This window comes from Roseicyclus marinus (genome assembly GCF_036322625.1).
In the GTDB taxonomy this organism is placed as follows: domain Bacteria; phylum Pseudomonadota; class Alphaproteobacteria; order Rhodobacterales; family Rhodobacteraceae; genus Roseicyclus; species Roseicyclus marinus_A.
The window spans coordinates 843,027-859,364 of record NZ_AP027266.1 but is presented as its reverse complement, the minus strand read 5'-3'; the positions used below and the strand labels follow the sequence as shown (position 1 = coordinate 859,364).

At 67.8% G+C, this 16,338-nt stretch carries 15 protein-coding genes; 7 read left to right on the top strand and 8 right to left on the bottom strand.

Features of this window, described 5'->3' with window-relative positions; genetic code table 11:
* Positions 1–42: 42 nt before the first annotated feature.
* From AABA51_RS04190 to AABA51_RS04170, 5 genes are read right to left on the bottom strand one after another with little or no spacing between them, the layout of a single operon-like run.
* Positions 43–1,980, bottom strand: coding sequence for a molybdopterin biosynthesis protein (locus tag AABA51_RS04190; RefSeq protein WP_338274692.1), 1,938 nt, complete (start codon positions 1,978–1,980; stop codon positions 43–45).
* A 5-nt stretch (positions 1,981–1,985) separates the two neighbouring features.
* A complete protein-coding gene (locus AABA51_RS04185) occupies positions 1,986–2,972 on the bottom strand; it encodes a hypothetical protein (protein ID WP_338274691.1) in 987 nt (328 codons plus the stop codon).
* Between the two features lie 51 nt (positions 2,973–3,023).
* Complete coding sequence (locus AABA51_RS04180) at positions 3,024–3,839, bottom strand: substrate-binding domain-containing protein (RefSeq protein ID WP_338274689.1); 816 nt, start codon at positions 3,837–3,839, stop codon at positions 3,024–3,026.
* Positions 3,840–3,858: 19 nt separating this feature from the next.
* On the bottom strand, positions 3,859–4,590 hold the full coding sequence (locus AABA51_RS04175; protein ID WP_338274687.1) for an ATP-binding cassette domain-containing protein: 732 nt from the start codon (positions 4,588–4,590) through the stop codon (positions 3,859–3,861).
* Positions 4,587–5,282, bottom strand: coding sequence for an ABC transporter permease (locus AABA51_RS04170; protein WP_338274685.1), 696 nt, complete (start codon positions 5,280–5,282; stop codon positions 4,587–4,589). The genes AABA51_RS04175 and AABA51_RS04170 overlap by 4 nt, the downstream gene beginning before the upstream one ends.
* An 89-nt stretch (positions 5,283–5,371) precedes the next feature.
* On the opposite strand from AABA51_RS04170, the gene AABA51_RS04165 reads away from it, so the two are divergent.
* The 7 genes from AABA51_RS04165 to AABA51_RS04135 all read left to right on the top strand — a co-directional run bounded on the left by AABA51_RS04165 (position 5,372) and on the right by AABA51_RS04135 (position 13,151).
* Entirely contained in the window at positions 5,372–6,286 is a 915-nt protein-coding gene (locus AABA51_RS04165) for a helix-turn-helix transcriptional regulator (protein WP_338274684.1), read from the top strand.
* Positions 6,287–6,398: 112 nt separating this feature from the next.
* The gene (locus AABA51_RS04160; RefSeq protein WP_338274683.1) at positions 6,399–6,659 is read left to right on the top strand and encodes a hypothetical protein; all 261 of its coding nucleotides are present in this window, start codon (positions 6,399–6,401) and stop codon (positions 6,657–6,659) included.
* 5 nt (positions 6,660–6,664) lie between these two features.
* Positions 6,665–7,795, top strand: a complete 1,131-nt coding sequence (locus AABA51_RS04155; protein WP_338274681.1) for a mandelate racemase/muconate lactonizing enzyme family protein — start codon at positions 6,665–6,667, stop codon at positions 7,793–7,795.
* A 195-nt stretch (positions 7,796–7,990) separates the two neighbouring features.
* Positions 7,991–9,565, top strand: a complete 1,575-nt coding sequence (locus AABA51_RS04150; protein WP_338274679.1) for an ABC transporter substrate-binding protein — start codon at positions 7,991–7,993, stop codon at positions 9,563–9,565.
* A 70-nt stretch (positions 9,566–9,635) separates the two neighbouring features.
* Complete coding sequence (locus tag AABA51_RS04145) at positions 9,636–10,589, top strand: ABC transporter permease (RefSeq protein WP_338276433.1); 954 nt, start codon at positions 9,636–9,638, stop codon at positions 10,587–10,589.
* A gap of 64 nt (positions 10,590–10,653) precedes the next feature.
* A complete protein-coding gene (locus AABA51_RS04140) occupies positions 10,654–11,511 on the top strand; it encodes an ABC transporter permease (RefSeq protein ID WP_338276431.1) in 858 nt (285 codons plus the stop codon).
* Between the two features lie 2 nt (positions 11,512–11,513).
* Positions 11,514–13,151, top strand: coding sequence for an ABC transporter ATP-binding protein (locus tag AABA51_RS04135; protein WP_338274678.1), 1,638 nt, complete (start codon positions 11,514–11,516; stop codon positions 13,149–13,151).
* Positions 13,152–13,246: 95 nt separating this feature from the next.
* On the opposite strand, the gene AABA51_RS04130 is transcribed toward AABA51_RS04135, so the two are convergent.
* The 3 genes from AABA51_RS04130 to AABA51_RS04120 are packed head-to-tail and all read right to left on the bottom strand — an operon-like array spanning position 13,247 to position 16,334.
* A complete protein-coding gene (locus AABA51_RS04130) occupies positions 13,247–14,674 on the bottom strand; it encodes a carnitine 3-dehydrogenase (protein WP_338276429.1) in 1,428 nt (475 codons plus the stop codon).
* Positions 14,674–15,426 (bottom strand): SDR family oxidoreductase, encoded by a 753-nt coding sequence (locus AABA51_RS04125; protein ID WP_338274676.1) that lies wholly within the window; start codon positions 15,424–15,426, stop codon positions 14,674–14,676. The genes AABA51_RS04130 and AABA51_RS04125 overlap by 1 nt, the downstream gene beginning before the upstream one ends.
* A complete protein-coding gene (locus AABA51_RS04120; protein WP_338274674.1) occupies positions 15,423–16,334 on the bottom strand; it encodes a 3-keto-5-aminohexanoate cleavage protein in 912 nt (303 codons plus the stop codon). The genes AABA51_RS04125 and AABA51_RS04120 overlap by 4 nt, the downstream gene beginning before the upstream one ends.
* Positions 16,335–16,338: the final 4 nt, after the last annotated feature.

Here is a 16,338-nt window from a genome sequence, read left to right as displayed (position 1 = left end):
GTGCTTAGGCAAGCGCCCGGCGGATTGTCAACAATCCCGCCCTCAGCCCGGATCGAAGCCCAGCGCGCGCAGCGCCTGCCCGCTTTCGCCCAGCGCCGCCTCGAACGCCTCCAGCGCCGCGGCATCGCGAGGGTCCTGCCAGACGGCGAAATCGTAATGTTCCTCGGCCACCGGCAGGAAACCCAGACCCAGCGCCTCGGCGGCCGGGCGGATCGCCACGCCCCAATCCGCGCGCCCCTGCGCCACGGCGGCGGCGACGGCATTGTGCGAATTGGGCTGGTTCCAGTAGCCCTGCGGCCTTGTCCCCGACAGCAGCCGGTCGATCAGCACGCGCGTGCCCGCGCCCTGATTGCGGTTGACCATGATCGCCTCGGGATCGGCGAGCAGGCTGGCCAGCGCCTCGGCCACGCCCTTCCCCTCGATCCGCCCGTCACCTGCGCGAAAAACCAGACCCTGCATCCGCCGCCAGCCGGGGATCAGCCGCATCCCTTGGGCAAGATAGGGCGTGTTGAAGCGGTCGGTGGCGGGATCGAACAGGTGGATCGGGGCGATATCGCATTCCCGCCGGGCCAGCGCCGCCAACCCGCCCTGCGATCCGGTCGCCAGAATGCGCGCCGTCATGCCCCGTTCGACCAGATGCCCGACCACCGCATCAAGACCCAGGCAATGGCTGCCGATCACCGCCAACCGGGGCGCGGCGACACCGGACCCGAACAGCGTCACCTCGGCCCGCGTGCCGGGGGGCAGGCTGTCGACCAGCGCCGGCACCGTCAGGAACCCGTCGGCCTGCGCAAAGGCCGTGACCGCGCCCGATCCCTTGCCGACCGGATGGGCCACCGGCCCGTCCGGCCCCTCGGTCAGCGCGACCATGGTGAATTCCGTCCGACCCAGTTCCGAGCCAAGGCGCTGGGGCAGCACAGCCTCGATCCGGGCCGCCCCCCGGGGCGGCAGCCCCGCCATGATCCGCAGCGCGGGCGCCACCATCTCGTGCAGAGTGAACATCGCCGATGTCGGAAACCCCGGCAGCACCGCCACCGGCTTGCCGTCACAAACCGCAAGGCAGAGCGGCTTTCCGGGCTTGAGCGCCACGCCATGCGCCACGATCCCCGGCGCGCCAAGCCCCGCGATGACCTTGGTCGTCAGATCGCCCGCACCCTTGGACGTGCCGCCCGACAGGATCAGCGCATCATGGGCAGCAAAGGCCGCGCGGACCGCTTCAGTCAACCGCGCCTCGTCATCGGGGATGGAACCCAGATGCACCGCATCACAGCCATTCTCGGCCAGCGCCGCGACGATCACCGGGCCGTTCGAATCGTAAACCCCTGCCGGGCGCAACGGATCGCCGGGCCGCACCAGCTCGTCACCCGTCGACAGGACCGCAACCCGCGGCCTGCGCCAGACCGGCGCGCGGTCAAGGCCCACGGCGGCCAGCATCGCCACCTCGCGCGCCCCGATCACCACGCCCCTGCGCAACAGCGTCTGTCCCCGCGCGATGTCGGACCCTGCAAAGCCGATGAAACTGCCCGGTGCCACCGCACGGGCAACGGCGATCCCGTTACCCTCGGGCTCGGTATGTTCGATCATCACCACGGCATCGGCCCCACGGGGGATGGGTCCGCCCGTGGCGATGGGCGTGGCGGTGCCGGGGGTGACCGGCAGCGCGGGCGCGGTGCCGCAATGGATCACCTCCGGGTTCAGGCGCAACCGCACCGGCTCCGCCTCGGAGGCCTCGAACAGATCGGCGGCGCGCAAAGCAAATCCATCGACCACCGCCCGGTCAAAGGGCGGGGCATCGACCGGGGCGGCGATGTCGCGCGCAAGCACCCTCCCCAGCAGCGCCTCGAGCGCGACCTCCTCCACGCCCAAGGGCTGCGGGCAGAGCGCGGCCATGAAAGCGGCCTCCGCCTCGTCGCGGGACAGGACCTTTAGGAATTGTTCCTGCTGATGGCCTGCAGGACTTGGCGCATTCGGTGCGGACATCAGGGTCACCCGAAAGACATGGACAAAGACATACCCTCCAGCATCCCACCCGCAGGCAGGCCCTCGCTGCCGGGGGGCAGGATGGCAAAGGCATCGGCGGCGGCGAGACCCGCAAGCGTCACGCTCCCCGCCGGGCCGGGACCCCAACCCTCGCCCGAGCGCCGCAAGAGAACCAGATCGGACAGGCCGAGGCCTGAGGTAACCTTGCGCGTCAGCGCGCGCGTCTCGGGCGCGCGGATCGTCCCCGTCAACGCGCCCAACGCGGGCAGGCCCAGCGCCAGACAGGCGGCAACCAGACCGTCGAACCGGCGCGGCACCGACAGGACCAGCGCCGCCCCCTCCCGCGCAAGCCATGCCGTGTCACCGGGGGCAAGGGCCAGACGCGGACCATGATCGGCCGACGGCCGCAGCACCATGTCCGCCGCATCGGGCGCGACCGGATCGCCCACCACCCCCAACAGCGCACGGGCCAACCCCGCCTGCACCGGATCGGGCAGATCGACCGCGACCCGCGCGCGGCGCAGGCGGCAATCGCTCAACCCCGCCAATTCCGCGACACGGCACAAACGCTCGGACAGGATCGTCCCCATCGGCGCAAGGGCCACTCCCGCCCGCCCGTCATGACCCGCGCGGCGTATCCCCTCGCCCGGCGCGATGAGCCGGATCGCGGCAACACCCAAAGGCATCTCCTCGACCCCGTCGGGCGGCAGGACGGCATCGGTGCCGGGGGGCATGGGATCACCGGGCAGAACGGGAACCGCTACAGCCAAGGGGATAGGCAGAGTGGCACTCGCCCCGATCAGGTCCAGCGCGGTCACGGCATAGCCTGCCCGCAGCGCCTCCGCCATGGGCGGGGTATCTTGCGCAAACTCCAGATCTTCAGCCAGAACTCCGCCCCGCGCGACAGCCAGCGCCACGCGCTCGGGCGCGACCGGGGTCACACCTGCCAGCGCCTGCGCAAGGCAATCGTCAAGGGGAACAAGGCTGCTCATCCCGCCTGACTTAGGCCCCCGCACAGGCAAAGGCCAGTGCGGGGACTACCGTCACTGTGCAGAGGGAAAGAACAGCTGCTCGCCACCCACCTGGAAGCTCGCGATGGCGGCCTGCCCGTCGGGCGAGACGATCCAGTCGATGAAGGCCTGACCCAGATCAGCCTTCACATGGGCATGGCGCTCGGGATTGACCAAGATGATGCCATAGGGGTTGAACAGCACCGGATCGCCCTCGGACACGATCTCGAGCGGGCCACGGTTGGCAAAGGACAACCAGGTGCCCCGGTCGGTCAGCGCATAGGCGGGAACCTGCGCCGCGGTGTTGAGCGTCGCGCCCATGCCCGAACCGGTCGACAGATACCATTCCCCCGCAGGTTCGATCCCGGCGGCGGCCCACAGACCCTGTTCGGCCACATGGGTGCCGCTGTCATCCCCGCGCGAGGCAAAGGAGGCCCCGGCCTCGGCAATCGCGGCCATGGCACCGGCGGCGCTGTCGGTCGCGCGCACGCCCGCCGGATCATCGGACGGGCCGACGACGACGAAATCGTTGTACATCACGTCGAAGCGCTGCACGCCGTAGCCTTCGGCGACAAAGGTCTCTTCCTGCGCGCGCGCATGGACGAAGACCACATCCGCATCGCCGCGCCGCCCGGTTTCAAGCGCCTGCCCGGTGCCCTGGGACACGACACGCACCTCGATCCCGGTCTCGGCCTGAAAGATCGGCAGGATATGCCCGAACAGCCCCGAATTCTCGGTCGAGGTGGTCGAGGCGACGGTGATGAAATCCTGTGCCGCCGCAGGCAGTGCCGCCAGCAGGGCAAGGCTGGACGCAACGCCCATCAGGGCCGAACGACGCGTCGGTGTCATGGTAACTCTCTCCCGTTGTCTACCAGATCAGATCGCCCGCAAGGAATGCGCGGGCCTCGGGGGTTTTCGGCCCTGCGAAAAAGGTGGCGGCAGCCCCCTGTTCGGTCAGCCGACCGCGATGGAGAAAGGCCACATCCTCGGCAAGGCGACGCGCCTGACCCAGGTTGTGCGTGGTCAGCACGATGGTGATGCCCTCGGCCGAAAAGCTCTCGATCATCTCCTCGATGATCCGCGTGGCCGATGGGTCGAGCGCCGATGTCGGCTCGTCCAGAAACAGGACCTCGGGCCGCATCGCCCAGGCCCGCGCCAGCGCCAGCCGCTGCTGTTCGCCCCCCGACAACAGCCGCGCGGGCCGGTCGGCCATCGCGCCCAGCCCGAAACGCTCGATCGTGCGCGCCAGCGCCTGCCGCCGGTCGGCTTGCGACAGGCCGCGCAGGGCCAGCGGATACTCGATATTGGCCGCCACGCTCCGGCGCAGCAGGATCGGGCGCTGGAACACCATCGCCTGCGCCTCTGGGCGGGGCGATCCATCCGCCCAGAGACACCGGCCCGAGGTCGGCGCGATCAACCCGTGGCACAGCCGCAAGAGCAGGCTCTTGCCCGCCCCGTTCGAGCCCAGCACGACCAGCCGCCGCCCCGGTTCCACCGTCAAGGACACATCCGACAACAGGGGCTTGCCGCCCACGGCATAGCCCACCCCCTCGAGCCGGAGCGGCAGGATCGACGGCACAAGCGCGCGCAGATGCGTCATCCAAGCCGCCCCCTTGCCCATTGCCCCGCCCCCCAGGCCGCCGCGTTCAGCGTCAGGGTCAGCGCAAGCAGGATGATCCCCAAAGCCACCGCAAGGCCCAGGTTGCCCCGGTTGGTCTCCAGCGTGATCGCCGTCGTCATGGTGCGGGTATGGCCCGCGATATTGCCGCCCACGACCAGAACCGCCCCCACCTCGGCACTGGCGCGGCCAAACCCCGCCAGAACCCCGGTCAGCAGACTGACCCGACCATCCCACAAAAGCGTCGGCACTGCCCGCAGGCGACCCGCGCCCAGGCTCTGCAACTGTTCGCGGTATTCGGCCCAGATATCCTCGACCACCGACCGCGTGAGCGACACGACGATGGGCAGGATCAGCACGACCTGCGCAAGGATCATCGCCTCGGGCGTGAACAGCAGCCCCAGATCGCCCAGTGGCCCCGAGCGCGACAGCATCAGGTAGACGATCAGACCCGCCACCACGGGCGGCAGACCCATCAGCGCGTTGAACAGGACAATGACCGCGCCCCGGCCGGGAAACCGTGCCAAGGCCAGCGCCGCCCCGAGCGGCAGACCGATCAGGCAGGCGATCAACACCGCCGTCAGCGTCACGCGCAACGACAGGCCGATGATCTGCATCAGCACCGGATCGGCTGCCAGCAGCAGGCCGAAAGCGGTCGCGAACGGTCCCTCCACAGGCACCCCTTTCCCCGAAACCCGCTGGAAATTAGGAGCAAACTGCAATATCGTTCAACAACGTAATTTTTGCATGGAACTGCAAGATAATGCAGAACTCGACCCCATCCCCCGCGCCCGGCACCGAGGCATCGACCCTCATGACCACGGGCGAAGTCGCGACCTACCTGCGCCTGCGGGAACGCACGATCTACGAGATGGTGGCCCGCCAGACGATTCCCTTCACCCGCGCCACCGGAAAGATTCTCTTTCCGCGCCGCCTCATCGACGCCTGGCTCGAGGCACAGACCGAATTGCCGGATGCGGGCATCGCCCCGGCCCCACCGATCTATGCGGGGTCGAACGATCCCTTGCTGGAATGGGCGCTGCGCCAATCGGGCAGCGGTCTGGCGGTGCTGGCGCGCGGCTCGGCGCAAGGGCTCGACGATCTGGCGGCGGGCCGGGCGGTCATGTCCGGCCTGCACCTGGTCGATCCCCAAAGCGGGGCGTGGAACATCGCGGCTGTCCGCGCGCATCTGCCCGGATCGCGCCACGTCCTGATCCATTGGGCGCGCCGGACCCAGGGCCTTTTGCTGGCACCCGGCAATCCGCAAGGCGTCACGGGACTGGCCGATGCCGTGGCGCGCGGCCTGCGTTTCGCGCTCCGGTCCGAGGGGGCGGGCTCCCAACGCCTGCTCGAGGTGCTGCTCGCCCGCAAGGGTCTTTCGCATGCCGACCTTGTCACCGCCGGTCAGGCCGCCGACACCCATGCCGATCTCGCGGCCCTGATCGAGACCGGACAGGCCGATTGCGGCCTCGGGCTTCAGGCGGCGGCGGGTGCGCTGGATTTCCTGCCGCTGATGTCGGACGAAAGCTTTGACCTGGTGATGACCCGCCGCGCCTATTTCGATCCGCCGATCCAGAAGCTCCTCGCCTTTGCAAGGACCGACACCTTTGCCACGCGTGCAACGCATCTGGGGGGCTACGACCTGAGCGACCTGGGCGCAGTGGTCTGGAACGGCTGAACCCCGACACGCCACCGAAAGACCCCGTTAAAGTTTGGCCTTCACCCCGCTTTCCATTGTTTGTCGGTGGTCAGCAAGCCTGCAATCCTCGGGCGGCACGGGGAAAGGCGAGATGGCGATCTGCAAGGACATCATGCACGGCGCAGGCGCGGCAGCTTGCGATGCGGCCGAATGGCAAGGTGTCGGTCCCAAACCCCGCGCCCTGCCCCTGTCGGACGGGGCCGCGATGAACCCGCCCTTGCGGGTCGGGCGCTTTGATCGGTTGCGCGGCGTCGACGCCTTGGCCCTTCCCGACCCTGGGCCGGCCGGGGCCCGCGCACCTACCATCACGTCGGCCATGCGCGCCGCCGACCTGATCGCTGCGGAGGCCTGAGGCGCATGGACCGGATCACTCGGATCGACAGTTTCACCACCCGCGACGTGGGCTTTGTCCGCGTCACGATGGAGGATGGATCACAGGGCTGGGGGCAGGTTTCGACCTATCACGCCGATATCACCTGCACCGTGCTGCACCGACAGGTCGCGCCCTGGGTCCTGGGGCGTGATGCGACGGACCTCGACGACCTGATGGACTGGGTGACGGAGCGCGAGCACAAATTCCCCGGCTCCTACCTGCGGCGGGCGATGGGGGGCGTGGATACCGCCATCTGGGACATGCGCGGCAAGCGCGCGGGCCTGCCGGTGACCGCCCTGATCGGCGGCGCGCCGGGCCGCGTGCGGGCCTATGCCTCCTCGATGCGGCGCGACATCACGCCCGAGGACGAGGCCGAGCGGCTGAAACGACTGTCGGGCGAGGACGGCTATACCGCCTTCAAGATCCGCGCCGGCTCCGAAGTGGGGCGCGACCGCGACGAATGGCCGGGCCGCACCGAGGCGATCATCCCCGCCATGCGCCGCGCCCTGCCCGAGGCCGAGCTGCTGATCGACGCCAATTCCTGCTATTCCGTCCCGCGCGCGATCGAAGTCGGGCGGATGCTCGAGGACAGCGGCTTTTCCCATTACGAAGAACCCTGCCCCTACTGGGACCTCGACGCGACCAAGGCCGTCGCCGACGCGCTGAGCATCGACGTGACCGGCGGCGAGCAGGATTGCCAGCTCTCGACCTGGAAACGCATGATCGACATGCGCGCGGTCGACGTGGTGCAACCCGACATCATGTATCTCGGCGGCCTCTCCCGCACCTTGCGGGTGTGCAAGATGGCAGCGGCCGCAAACCTCCCCGTGACACCCCATTGCGCTAACCTGTCCATGGTGACGCTGTTCACCCTTCACCTGCTGCGGGCCATTCCCAATGCGGGCAAATACCTCGAATTCTCGATCGAGGGACCCGAATACTACCCGTGGCAATACGATCTTTTCACCACCTCGCCCTACCGGATCGAGGATGGCCACGCGATCCTGTCGGACGCGCCGGGCTGGGGGGTGGACATCTCGTCCGATTGGCTGTCGCGGGCGACGGCGCAGTCCAGCACCTGGCCCGAGCACGCCGCATTTTGGCCGACCGAGTAGCGAAAGGAGGAAAAAACCGGCCTTTCGGGGCAAATCAACGCTTTGTCATGAAGCCCCTGTATGTATGATCGCACCATCACCAACCGGACAGAGCAGGGAAAATCCCCGCATCTGCACCGGGGTCCAACCGGAAAACCGGAAAAAACATGCCCTCGCGATGCTGCGAAACGGGCAGACAAGGGAGGAAGACCGACCATGACACGACCCAGAATTCCCGCAATGCCGCTGTCGCGCAGGGGCGTCCTGAAAGGGGCGGCCGCCGTCACCGCCGCGGGCCTTATCCTGCCCCACACCTCGCTGCCTGCACGCGCACAAGCCCGCGGCGGCACCTTCCGCGTGGGCATCGGCCATGGCTCGACCACCGACAGCCTCGATCCGGGCCTGTGGGAAAACCTCTATGTGCAGACCTTCGCCGCCTGCCGCCACAACTACCTGATCGAAGTCGGATCGGACGGTCAGCTGGTCCCCGAGATCGCCGAAAGCTGGGACAGCACGGACGGCTCCACCTGGGTCTTCTCGATCCGGCAGGGCGTGACCTTCCACTCCGGCAAGGATGTCACCGCCGAGGATGTCGTGGCCTCCATCAACCATCACCGCGGCGACAGCTCGACCTCGGTCGTCAAGCCGCTGCTGGCCGCCATCACCGACGTCCGGGCCGATGGCAATACCGTTGTCGTGACGCTCGAAGCCCCGAACGCCGACCTGCCCTACCTGATGACGGATTACCATATCCCGATCATGCCGGGCATGGACGGGCGCATCGATCCTGCCTCGACCGATGGCTGCGGCGGCTACATCGTCGAAAGCTTCGAACATGGCGTGCAATCGACCGTGAACCGCAACCCGAACTACTGGAAATCGGACCGCGCCTGGTTCGACCGGGTGGAACTGGTCTCGATCCTCGACCCGGCGGCGCGTCTGAACGCGCTGATCACCGGCGAAGTGCACCTGATCGACCAGGTCGATCCGGCCACGATCGGCATGCTGGAATCCCGCGGTGTCGCGCGCATCCTGTCGATCCCGGGCAACGCGCATTACGGCTTCCCGATGGACAGCCGGCAAGGGCCCTATGACGACAACAACGTCCGTCTCGCGCTGAAATACGCGCTCGACCGCGAAGCGATGGTCGACGTGATCCTCGGCGGCCATGGCGCGGTGTCCAACGACAACCCGATCGGGCCCGCGAACCGCTACTTCAACACCGAGATGGAGATGAAGACCTACGATCCCGACCGCGCGCGCTTCCACCTGCGCGAAGCCGGGCTCGAAAGCCTCGATGTCACCATCGCCGTGGCCGATGCGGCCTTCTCGGGCGCGGTCGATGCGGGGACGATGTTCTCGGAAACCGCGCGTGCGGCGGGGATCAACCTCAACGTCAACCGCGTGCCGAACGATGGCTACTGGTCCAACGTCTGGCTCAACCCCAACGGCGACACGCCGTTCTGCGCCACCTATTGGGGCGGCCGCGCGGTCGAGGATCACATGTTCACCACGGCCTATGCCGCCGGTGCGGACTGGAACGAAGGCCATTGGAGCAACGACCGCTTCAACGAGCTGCTCGTCGCCGCCCGCTCGGAGGTGAACGAAAGCCTGCGCCGCGAAATGTACATGGAGATGCAGCAGATCGTGTCCTTCGAGGGTTCGACCATCATCCCGATGTACAACAACTACGTGATGGCCGTGGCCAACGGCGTGGCCACGCCCGATCAGATCTCGGCCAACTGGAACTTCGACGGCTTCCGCTGCGTCGAGCGTTGGTGGATGGCCTGATCTTCCCTCTCGCCCCCGGCGCGCACCGTCGCGCCGGGGGTCTTTCCAACCTGCGAGGGAGGACGGACCCCTGTCCAACGTGATCCGCATGATCGCCCTGCGCCTTGCGCTGGGGATCGGACTTCTTTTCATCGTATCGCTGATCATCTTCGCCGCCACCGAACTTCTGCCCGGCGACCTGGCGCAACAGATCCTCGGTCAGGGCGCCACGCCCGAAACGCTGGCCGCCCTGCGCGAACAGCTGGGCCTGAACGACCCGGCGCCGGTGCGCTACTGGAACTGGCTCTCGGGCGCGCTGACAGGCGATTTCGGAGTGTCGCTTTCGAATGGCCGCCCGATCTCGGAACTGATCGGCGCGCGGCTGGGCAATACCGTCTTCCTCGCGCTCTATGCCGCGGCACTCTCGGTGCCGATCTCGCTCATCCTCGGCATTCTCGCGGCGCTCTGGCGCAACTCGATCTTTGACCGCGCCGCCAATGCGGGCGCGCTGACCGCGATTTCCTTCCCCGAATTCTTCGTCGCCTATATCCTCGTCCTGTGGCTGGCGCAGACGGGGCTGTTTCCCTCGATGGTGCGGATCAGTCCCGCGACCACCTTCGGCGACCGGATCTACATGACCTTCTTGCCCGCGCTGACCCTGACGCTTGTCGTCACCGCGCACATGATGCGCATGACCCGGGCCGCGATCATCAACCTTCTGGCCAGCCCCTATATCGAGATGGCGCGCCTCAAGGGCCTGTCGCCGCTGCGCATCGTGTTGCGCCACGCCCTGCCCAATGCGCTGGCCCCCATCATCAACGTGGTGGCGCTGAACCTCGCCTATCTGATCACCGGCGTCGTCGTGGTGGAGGTCGTCTTCGTCTACCCCGGTCTCGGGCAATTGATGGTCGATGCCGTGTCCAACCGCGATATCGCCGTGGTGCAGGCTGTCGCGCTGATCTTCGCCGGGGCCTATGTCGCCCTCAACCTCCTCGCGGACGTGCTCTCGACGATCACGAACCCGCGCCTGATGCACAGGAGGTAGCGACATGGGTTTCGCCACTTCCGTCATCCTCGGCCTGCTCGGCCTATTCGCGCTGGCATGGGTCATGCGGGCAGCCGGCCGGGTCATTCTGACCGGGCAATCCCGCAGCCTTTTCAACGATATGCCCCTGACGGCCGCCTTTGGCCTCTTGGTCATCGCGATCTATGCCGCGGTCGCGATCGCGGCCCCCGTCCTTGCTCCCTTCCCCGAGCGCGAGATCGTGGGCACGCAATTCGCGGCATGGTCGGCCGACCATCCGCTCGGCACGGACCGGATCGGGCGCGACATGCTCTCGCGGCTGATCTTCGGGGCGCGCAACACGGTGGGGATCGCCTTTGCCACGACCGCGCTCGCCTTTGTCGTGGGCGCGGTGCTGGGGCTTTGGGCGGCGCTGACGGGCGGGTGGCTCGACCAGGTTCTGTCGCGCTTCGTCGATGCGCTGATGTCGATCCCGGCGCTGATCTTCTCGTTGTTGTTGCTCACGATTTTCGGCACCTCGGTGCTGACCCTGATCCTTGTCATCGCGGCGGTCGATGCCACGCGCGTCTTCCGCTTGGCGCGCGCCGTGGCCCAGGGCATCGTGGTGATGGATTACATCGAGGCCGCGAAACTGCGCGGCGAAGGCGCGTGGTTCCTGATCCGGCGCGAGATCCTGCCCAATGCGATGGCGCCCCTCGTGGCCGAATTCGGCCTGCGCTTCTGCTTCGTGTTCCTGACGATTTCCTCGCTCAGCTTCCTCGGTCTCGGGATCAAGCCGCCAACGGCCGACTGGGGCAGCATGGTGCGGGACAATGCGACGCTCATCACCTTCGGCGACGTGACCCCGCTCTTGCCCGCGGGCTGTATCGCGCTCTTGACGGTGGCGGTGAATTTCGTGGTCGACTGGCAGCTCCACCGCGCCTCAGGCCTTAAGGAAGTGTAAAGATGCGCGGCGAAATATTACTGAAGATTGAAGATCTGCGGATCGAGGGACGCTCGGGCGACACCTGGTCCGAGATCGTCAAGGGCGTGAACCTGACGCTGCACCGGGGCGAGGTTCTGGGCCTGATCGGCGAAAGCGGCGCGGGCAAATCGACCGTGGGTCTGGCCGCGATGGGCTTTGCCCGCGACGGCTGCCGGATCACGGGCGGCACCATCGATTTCGACGGGACCGACCTGCGCCGCGCGACCGAGGCGGCCAAACGCGACCTGCGCGGCGCGCGCATCGCCTATGTGGCGCAATCGGCAGCGGCAAGCTTCAACCCCGCCCACAAGCTGATCGACCAGTATTGCGAGGTGCCGGTCGTCCATGACGTGATGTCGCGCGACGCGGCCGAGCGGGACGCGATCGACCTCTACCGCCGCATGCAGCTGCCCGACCCCGAGGGGATCGGCTTTCGTTACCCCCACCAGGTTTCGGGCGGGCAATTGCAGCGCGCGATGACGGCCATGGCCATGGCCTGCCGGCCGGACCTGATCATCTTCGACGAGCCCACCACCGCATTGGACGTGACGACCCAGATCGAGGTTCTGGCCGCGATCCGCGACATCGTCCGGCAGTTCGATACCGCCGCCATCTACATCACCCATGACCTGGCCGTGGTGGCGCAGGCCGCCGACCGGATCAAGGTGCTCTTGCGGGGCGAAGAGGTGGAAGAGGCCGAGACGCGCCAGATGCTCGAGGCACCGCGCGAGGAATATACCAAATCGCTCTGGGCCGTGCGCAGCTTCGCCCGCGCCGAACAGCCTGCCCCCACGGGCACGCCGATCCTGTCGGTGCGCAATGTCACCGCCGCCTATGGCACCGTGAACGTGCTGGAGGATGTCAGCTTCGACATCCACGCGGGCCGCACCGTGGCCGTGGTGGGCGAAAGCGGCTCTGGCAAGTCGACGACCGCGCGAGTCATCACCGGGCTTTTGCCGCCGAAACGGGGCGAGGTGCTGTTCGAGAACAGCGCCCTGCCCCCGGCGCTCAAGGGGCGCACGCGCGAACAGTTGCGCCAGGTCCAGATGATCTACCAGATGGCCGATACCGCGCTGAACCCCAAGCTGCGCCTGCGCGAGCTGATCGGGCGGCCTGCGCAGATGTATCTTGGCTTGCAGGGGCGCAAACTGACCGAAAGGGTCCGCGACCTGCTCGCGCTGATCGAACTGGACCCCGACACCTATATCGACCGCCTGCCCGGCGAATTGTCCGGCGGACAGAAGCAGCGCATCGGCATCGCCCGCGCGCTGGCCGCCGAGCCAAGGCTGATCATCTGCGACGAGGTCACATCGGCGCTCGACCAGATCGTGCAGGAAGGCATCCTGAAGCTCTTGGACCGGTTGCAGGGGGAATTCGGGCTGGCCTACATGTTCATCACCCATGACCTCGGCACGGTGCGGGCCATCGCGGACGAGGTGGTGGTGATGCAGCGCGGCCGGGTCGTGGAACAGGGGCCCAAGGCCGAGATGTTCGCGCTCGCCGCTCCGCACGAACCCTATACGGAGTTGCTCTTGTCCTCGGTGCCCGAGATGGACCCCGATTGGCTGACCCGCCTGCTGGAGGCGCGCGAGGCCGGGCAGGTAGCGGCGGGCGCCTGACCGCGCCCCCTGCCCTTCATGTTTCTCCAAATATGCAGATCCGCGGCCGACGCCCGCCCGACCCGCAAAAGGCCGGGCGCGCAGGGCCAGGCATCTTAGCCCCGCGGCTGGTTCAACACGATGCGGTCGGGCCTGGGATGATCGGCATGGGCCGCGACATAGGCGGCGGTCCGCTCCGCCACGGGGCCTTCGGGGGCCACGACACGCCGGGTCGACAGGTCGACATGCAACAGCAGCGTTTCCACCGTCGCGGCGGGGGTCTCGCCCCCGGTCCAGAAACGGTTGAGCAGGTGCAGCTTGCGCCCGTCGCCCCCCAAAGCCTGTGTCGTCACCGTGACGCGGTCGCCGATGGCGATCTCGGCGAAATAGCGGATGTGGTTCTCGGCGGTGAAATAGCTGAAACCGCCCGCGATATAGGCGTCATCGGCCCCGACCATCGCCATGAAACGGTCCGAGGCGCGCGAGGCCACCTCCATGTAGCGCGCCTCGTTCATGTGGCCGTTGTAATCGACGAAACTGGTCGGCACCTGGATGTCGAGCGTCACCGGCAACCCGTCGGGCCCCGTGCCGCCCAAGGGCAGGCTTTGTTCATGGGCTCGGATCACGCCCCCCGCGCCCGAGCCGGTGCGCTTGAGCGCGCGCATGATCCCGACGAGGTTCTCATCGCGCAGCCGTTCCAGGTCGCGGATCGAGCGATGCCCCGATTGCGCATCGGATTGACCCGCGATCAGGTCGACAAGCGCGTCGTTGAAGTCGGGCACATCCATCAGCTTGGTCCAGGGCCATGTCAGGCAGGGCCCGAACTGCGCGAGGAAATGGCGCATGCCCGCCTCGCCGCCCGCGATCCGGTAGGTTTCGAACAGGCCCATCTGCGCCCAGCGCAGGCCAAAGCCCATGCGGATCGCCTCGTCGATTTCCTCGGTCGTGGCGATGCCGTCCTTCACGAGCCACAGCGCCTCGCGCCAGACGGCTTCGAGAAAGCGGTCGGCGATATGGGCGTCGATCTCCTTGCGGAGCGTCAGGGGGAACATGCCGATGGTGCGCAGGATGTCGGCGGCCTTGGCGGTCTGATCGCTTGCGCCCACCAGTTCGACCAAGGGCAAAAGATAGACCGGGTTGAACGGGTGGGCGACGATGGCGCGCGCGCCTTTCTCGTTCAATTCGGAGGGTTTGAAGCCCGAGGTCGAGCTGCCGATCACGGCGTCCGCTGGGGCTGCCGCCATGATCCGGGTCAGAACCCCGTGCTTGAGGTCCAGCCGTTCGGGCACGCTTTCCTGCACCCAATCCGCACCGGCCACGGCCTCTGCCAGATCGCTGTGATAGCTCAACACCCCCTCGGGCGGCAGCGCGCGTTCATAAAGGCCCGGCAGCGACCGGCGCGCATTGGCCAGCACTTCGCCGATCTTGCGCGCCGCCTCCGGGTCGGGGTCGAAAACCGCCACGTCCCAGCCGTTCAGGAGGAAGCGCGCAGCCCAGCCGCCGCCGATGACGCCGCCCCCGATGATCGCCGCTTTCCGTCCCATCATGTCGTCCTTTCGGTATGTCCATCCACCGCGAGCGCCTGCCCGCTGATCGCCGCCGCCCCCGGCGAGGCAAGAAACAGCGCCATCGCCGCGACCTCGTCCGCGGTCACGAAGCGGCGCAGCGCGGCCCCTTCGGTAAAGCCTGCGCGCACCGCGTCCTCTGTCACGCCACGGGCCGCGGCCTCCATCGCGAGAACACGGTCCATGCGCGGCCCCTCGACTGCGCCGGGGCAGATCGCGTTGACGCGGATACCATGCGGCCCAAGCTCGGAGGCGAGCGCCTTGGTCAGGCCCACGATCCCCCATTTCGCCGCCACATAGGGCGTGCGGAAGGGAAAGCCGAAGAGCCCCGAGACGGAACTGGTGAGCAGGATCAGCCCCGCGCCCTGCCCCTTCATCACGCGGGCCGCCCAGCGGCAGGTCAGAAAGGCCCCGTCGAGATTGACAGACAGGCAGCGTTGCCAATCGTCGAACGCCAGATCTTCGAGCGGGCCTGCGGGTCCGCCGATGCCGGCGTTGGAGATGACCACATCGGCCCCGCCCCAATCGGCCTCGATCTGTCCAAGGAAGCGCCCCATCGCGGCCTCGTCGGTCACGTCGGCCACATCGGCGCGCAGGCCATCGGGTACGGCGGCCACGGCGGCGGGGTCGGCATCGCAGACGGCGACGCGATCGCCCTGCCCCATGAAGGCGCGCGCCATGGCCAGGCCAAGGCCCGAGGCACCGCCGGTGATGACGATGCGGCGGCTCATGCGCCGGGCGCCCGTTTCACCAGCCCCAGTTTCGCGCGCACCTCGGCCGGGGTCATCACGCGGGCGCCCATCCGTTCGACGATGCCCACGGCACGCTCGACCAGTTGCGCGTTGGTGGCCAGCACGCCCTTGTCGAGCCAGAGATTATCCTCGAGCCCGACGCGGACATGGCCCCCCGCCAGCACGGCGGCGGCGGCATAGGCCATCTGGTTGCGGCCCAGCGAAAAGGCCGAAAAGGTCCAGTCCTGCGGCACGTTGTTGACCATCGCCATGAAAGTGTTGAGGTCATCGGGCGCGCCCCATGGCACGCCCATGCACAGCTGGACAAGGGCGGGGCTGTCCAGCACGCCTTCCTTGACCAGTTCCTTGGCGAACCAGAGGTGGCCGGTGTCGAAGGCCTCGATCTCGGGCTTCACGCCCAGATCGGTCATCATCCGCCCCATGGCGCGCAGCATGCCTGGCGTGTTGGTCATGACGTAATCGGCCTCGGCGAAATTCATCGTGCCGCAATCGAGCGTGCAGATCTCGGGCAGGCATTGGGCGACATGCGCCACGCGTTCCTCGGCGCCGACCATGTCGGTTCCGGGGGCCACGGGCAGCGGGCTGTCGGTGCCGCCAAAGACGATGTCGCCGCCCATGCCGGCGGTCAGGTTCAGGACCACGTCCACCTCGGCGTCGCGGATGCGCTCGGTCACCTCGCGGTAGAGGTCGAGCCGGCGCGAGGGCGCGCCCGTCTCCGGGTCGCGGACATGGCAATGGACGATGGCGGCCCCCGCCCGGGCCGCGTCGATGGCGCTCTTGGCGATCGCTTCGGGGCTGCGCGGCACATGGGGGCTGCGGTCCTGCGTGCCGCCCGATCCGGTCACGGCACAGGTGATGAAAACCTCTCGGCTCATGGTCAGCGGCATCTGG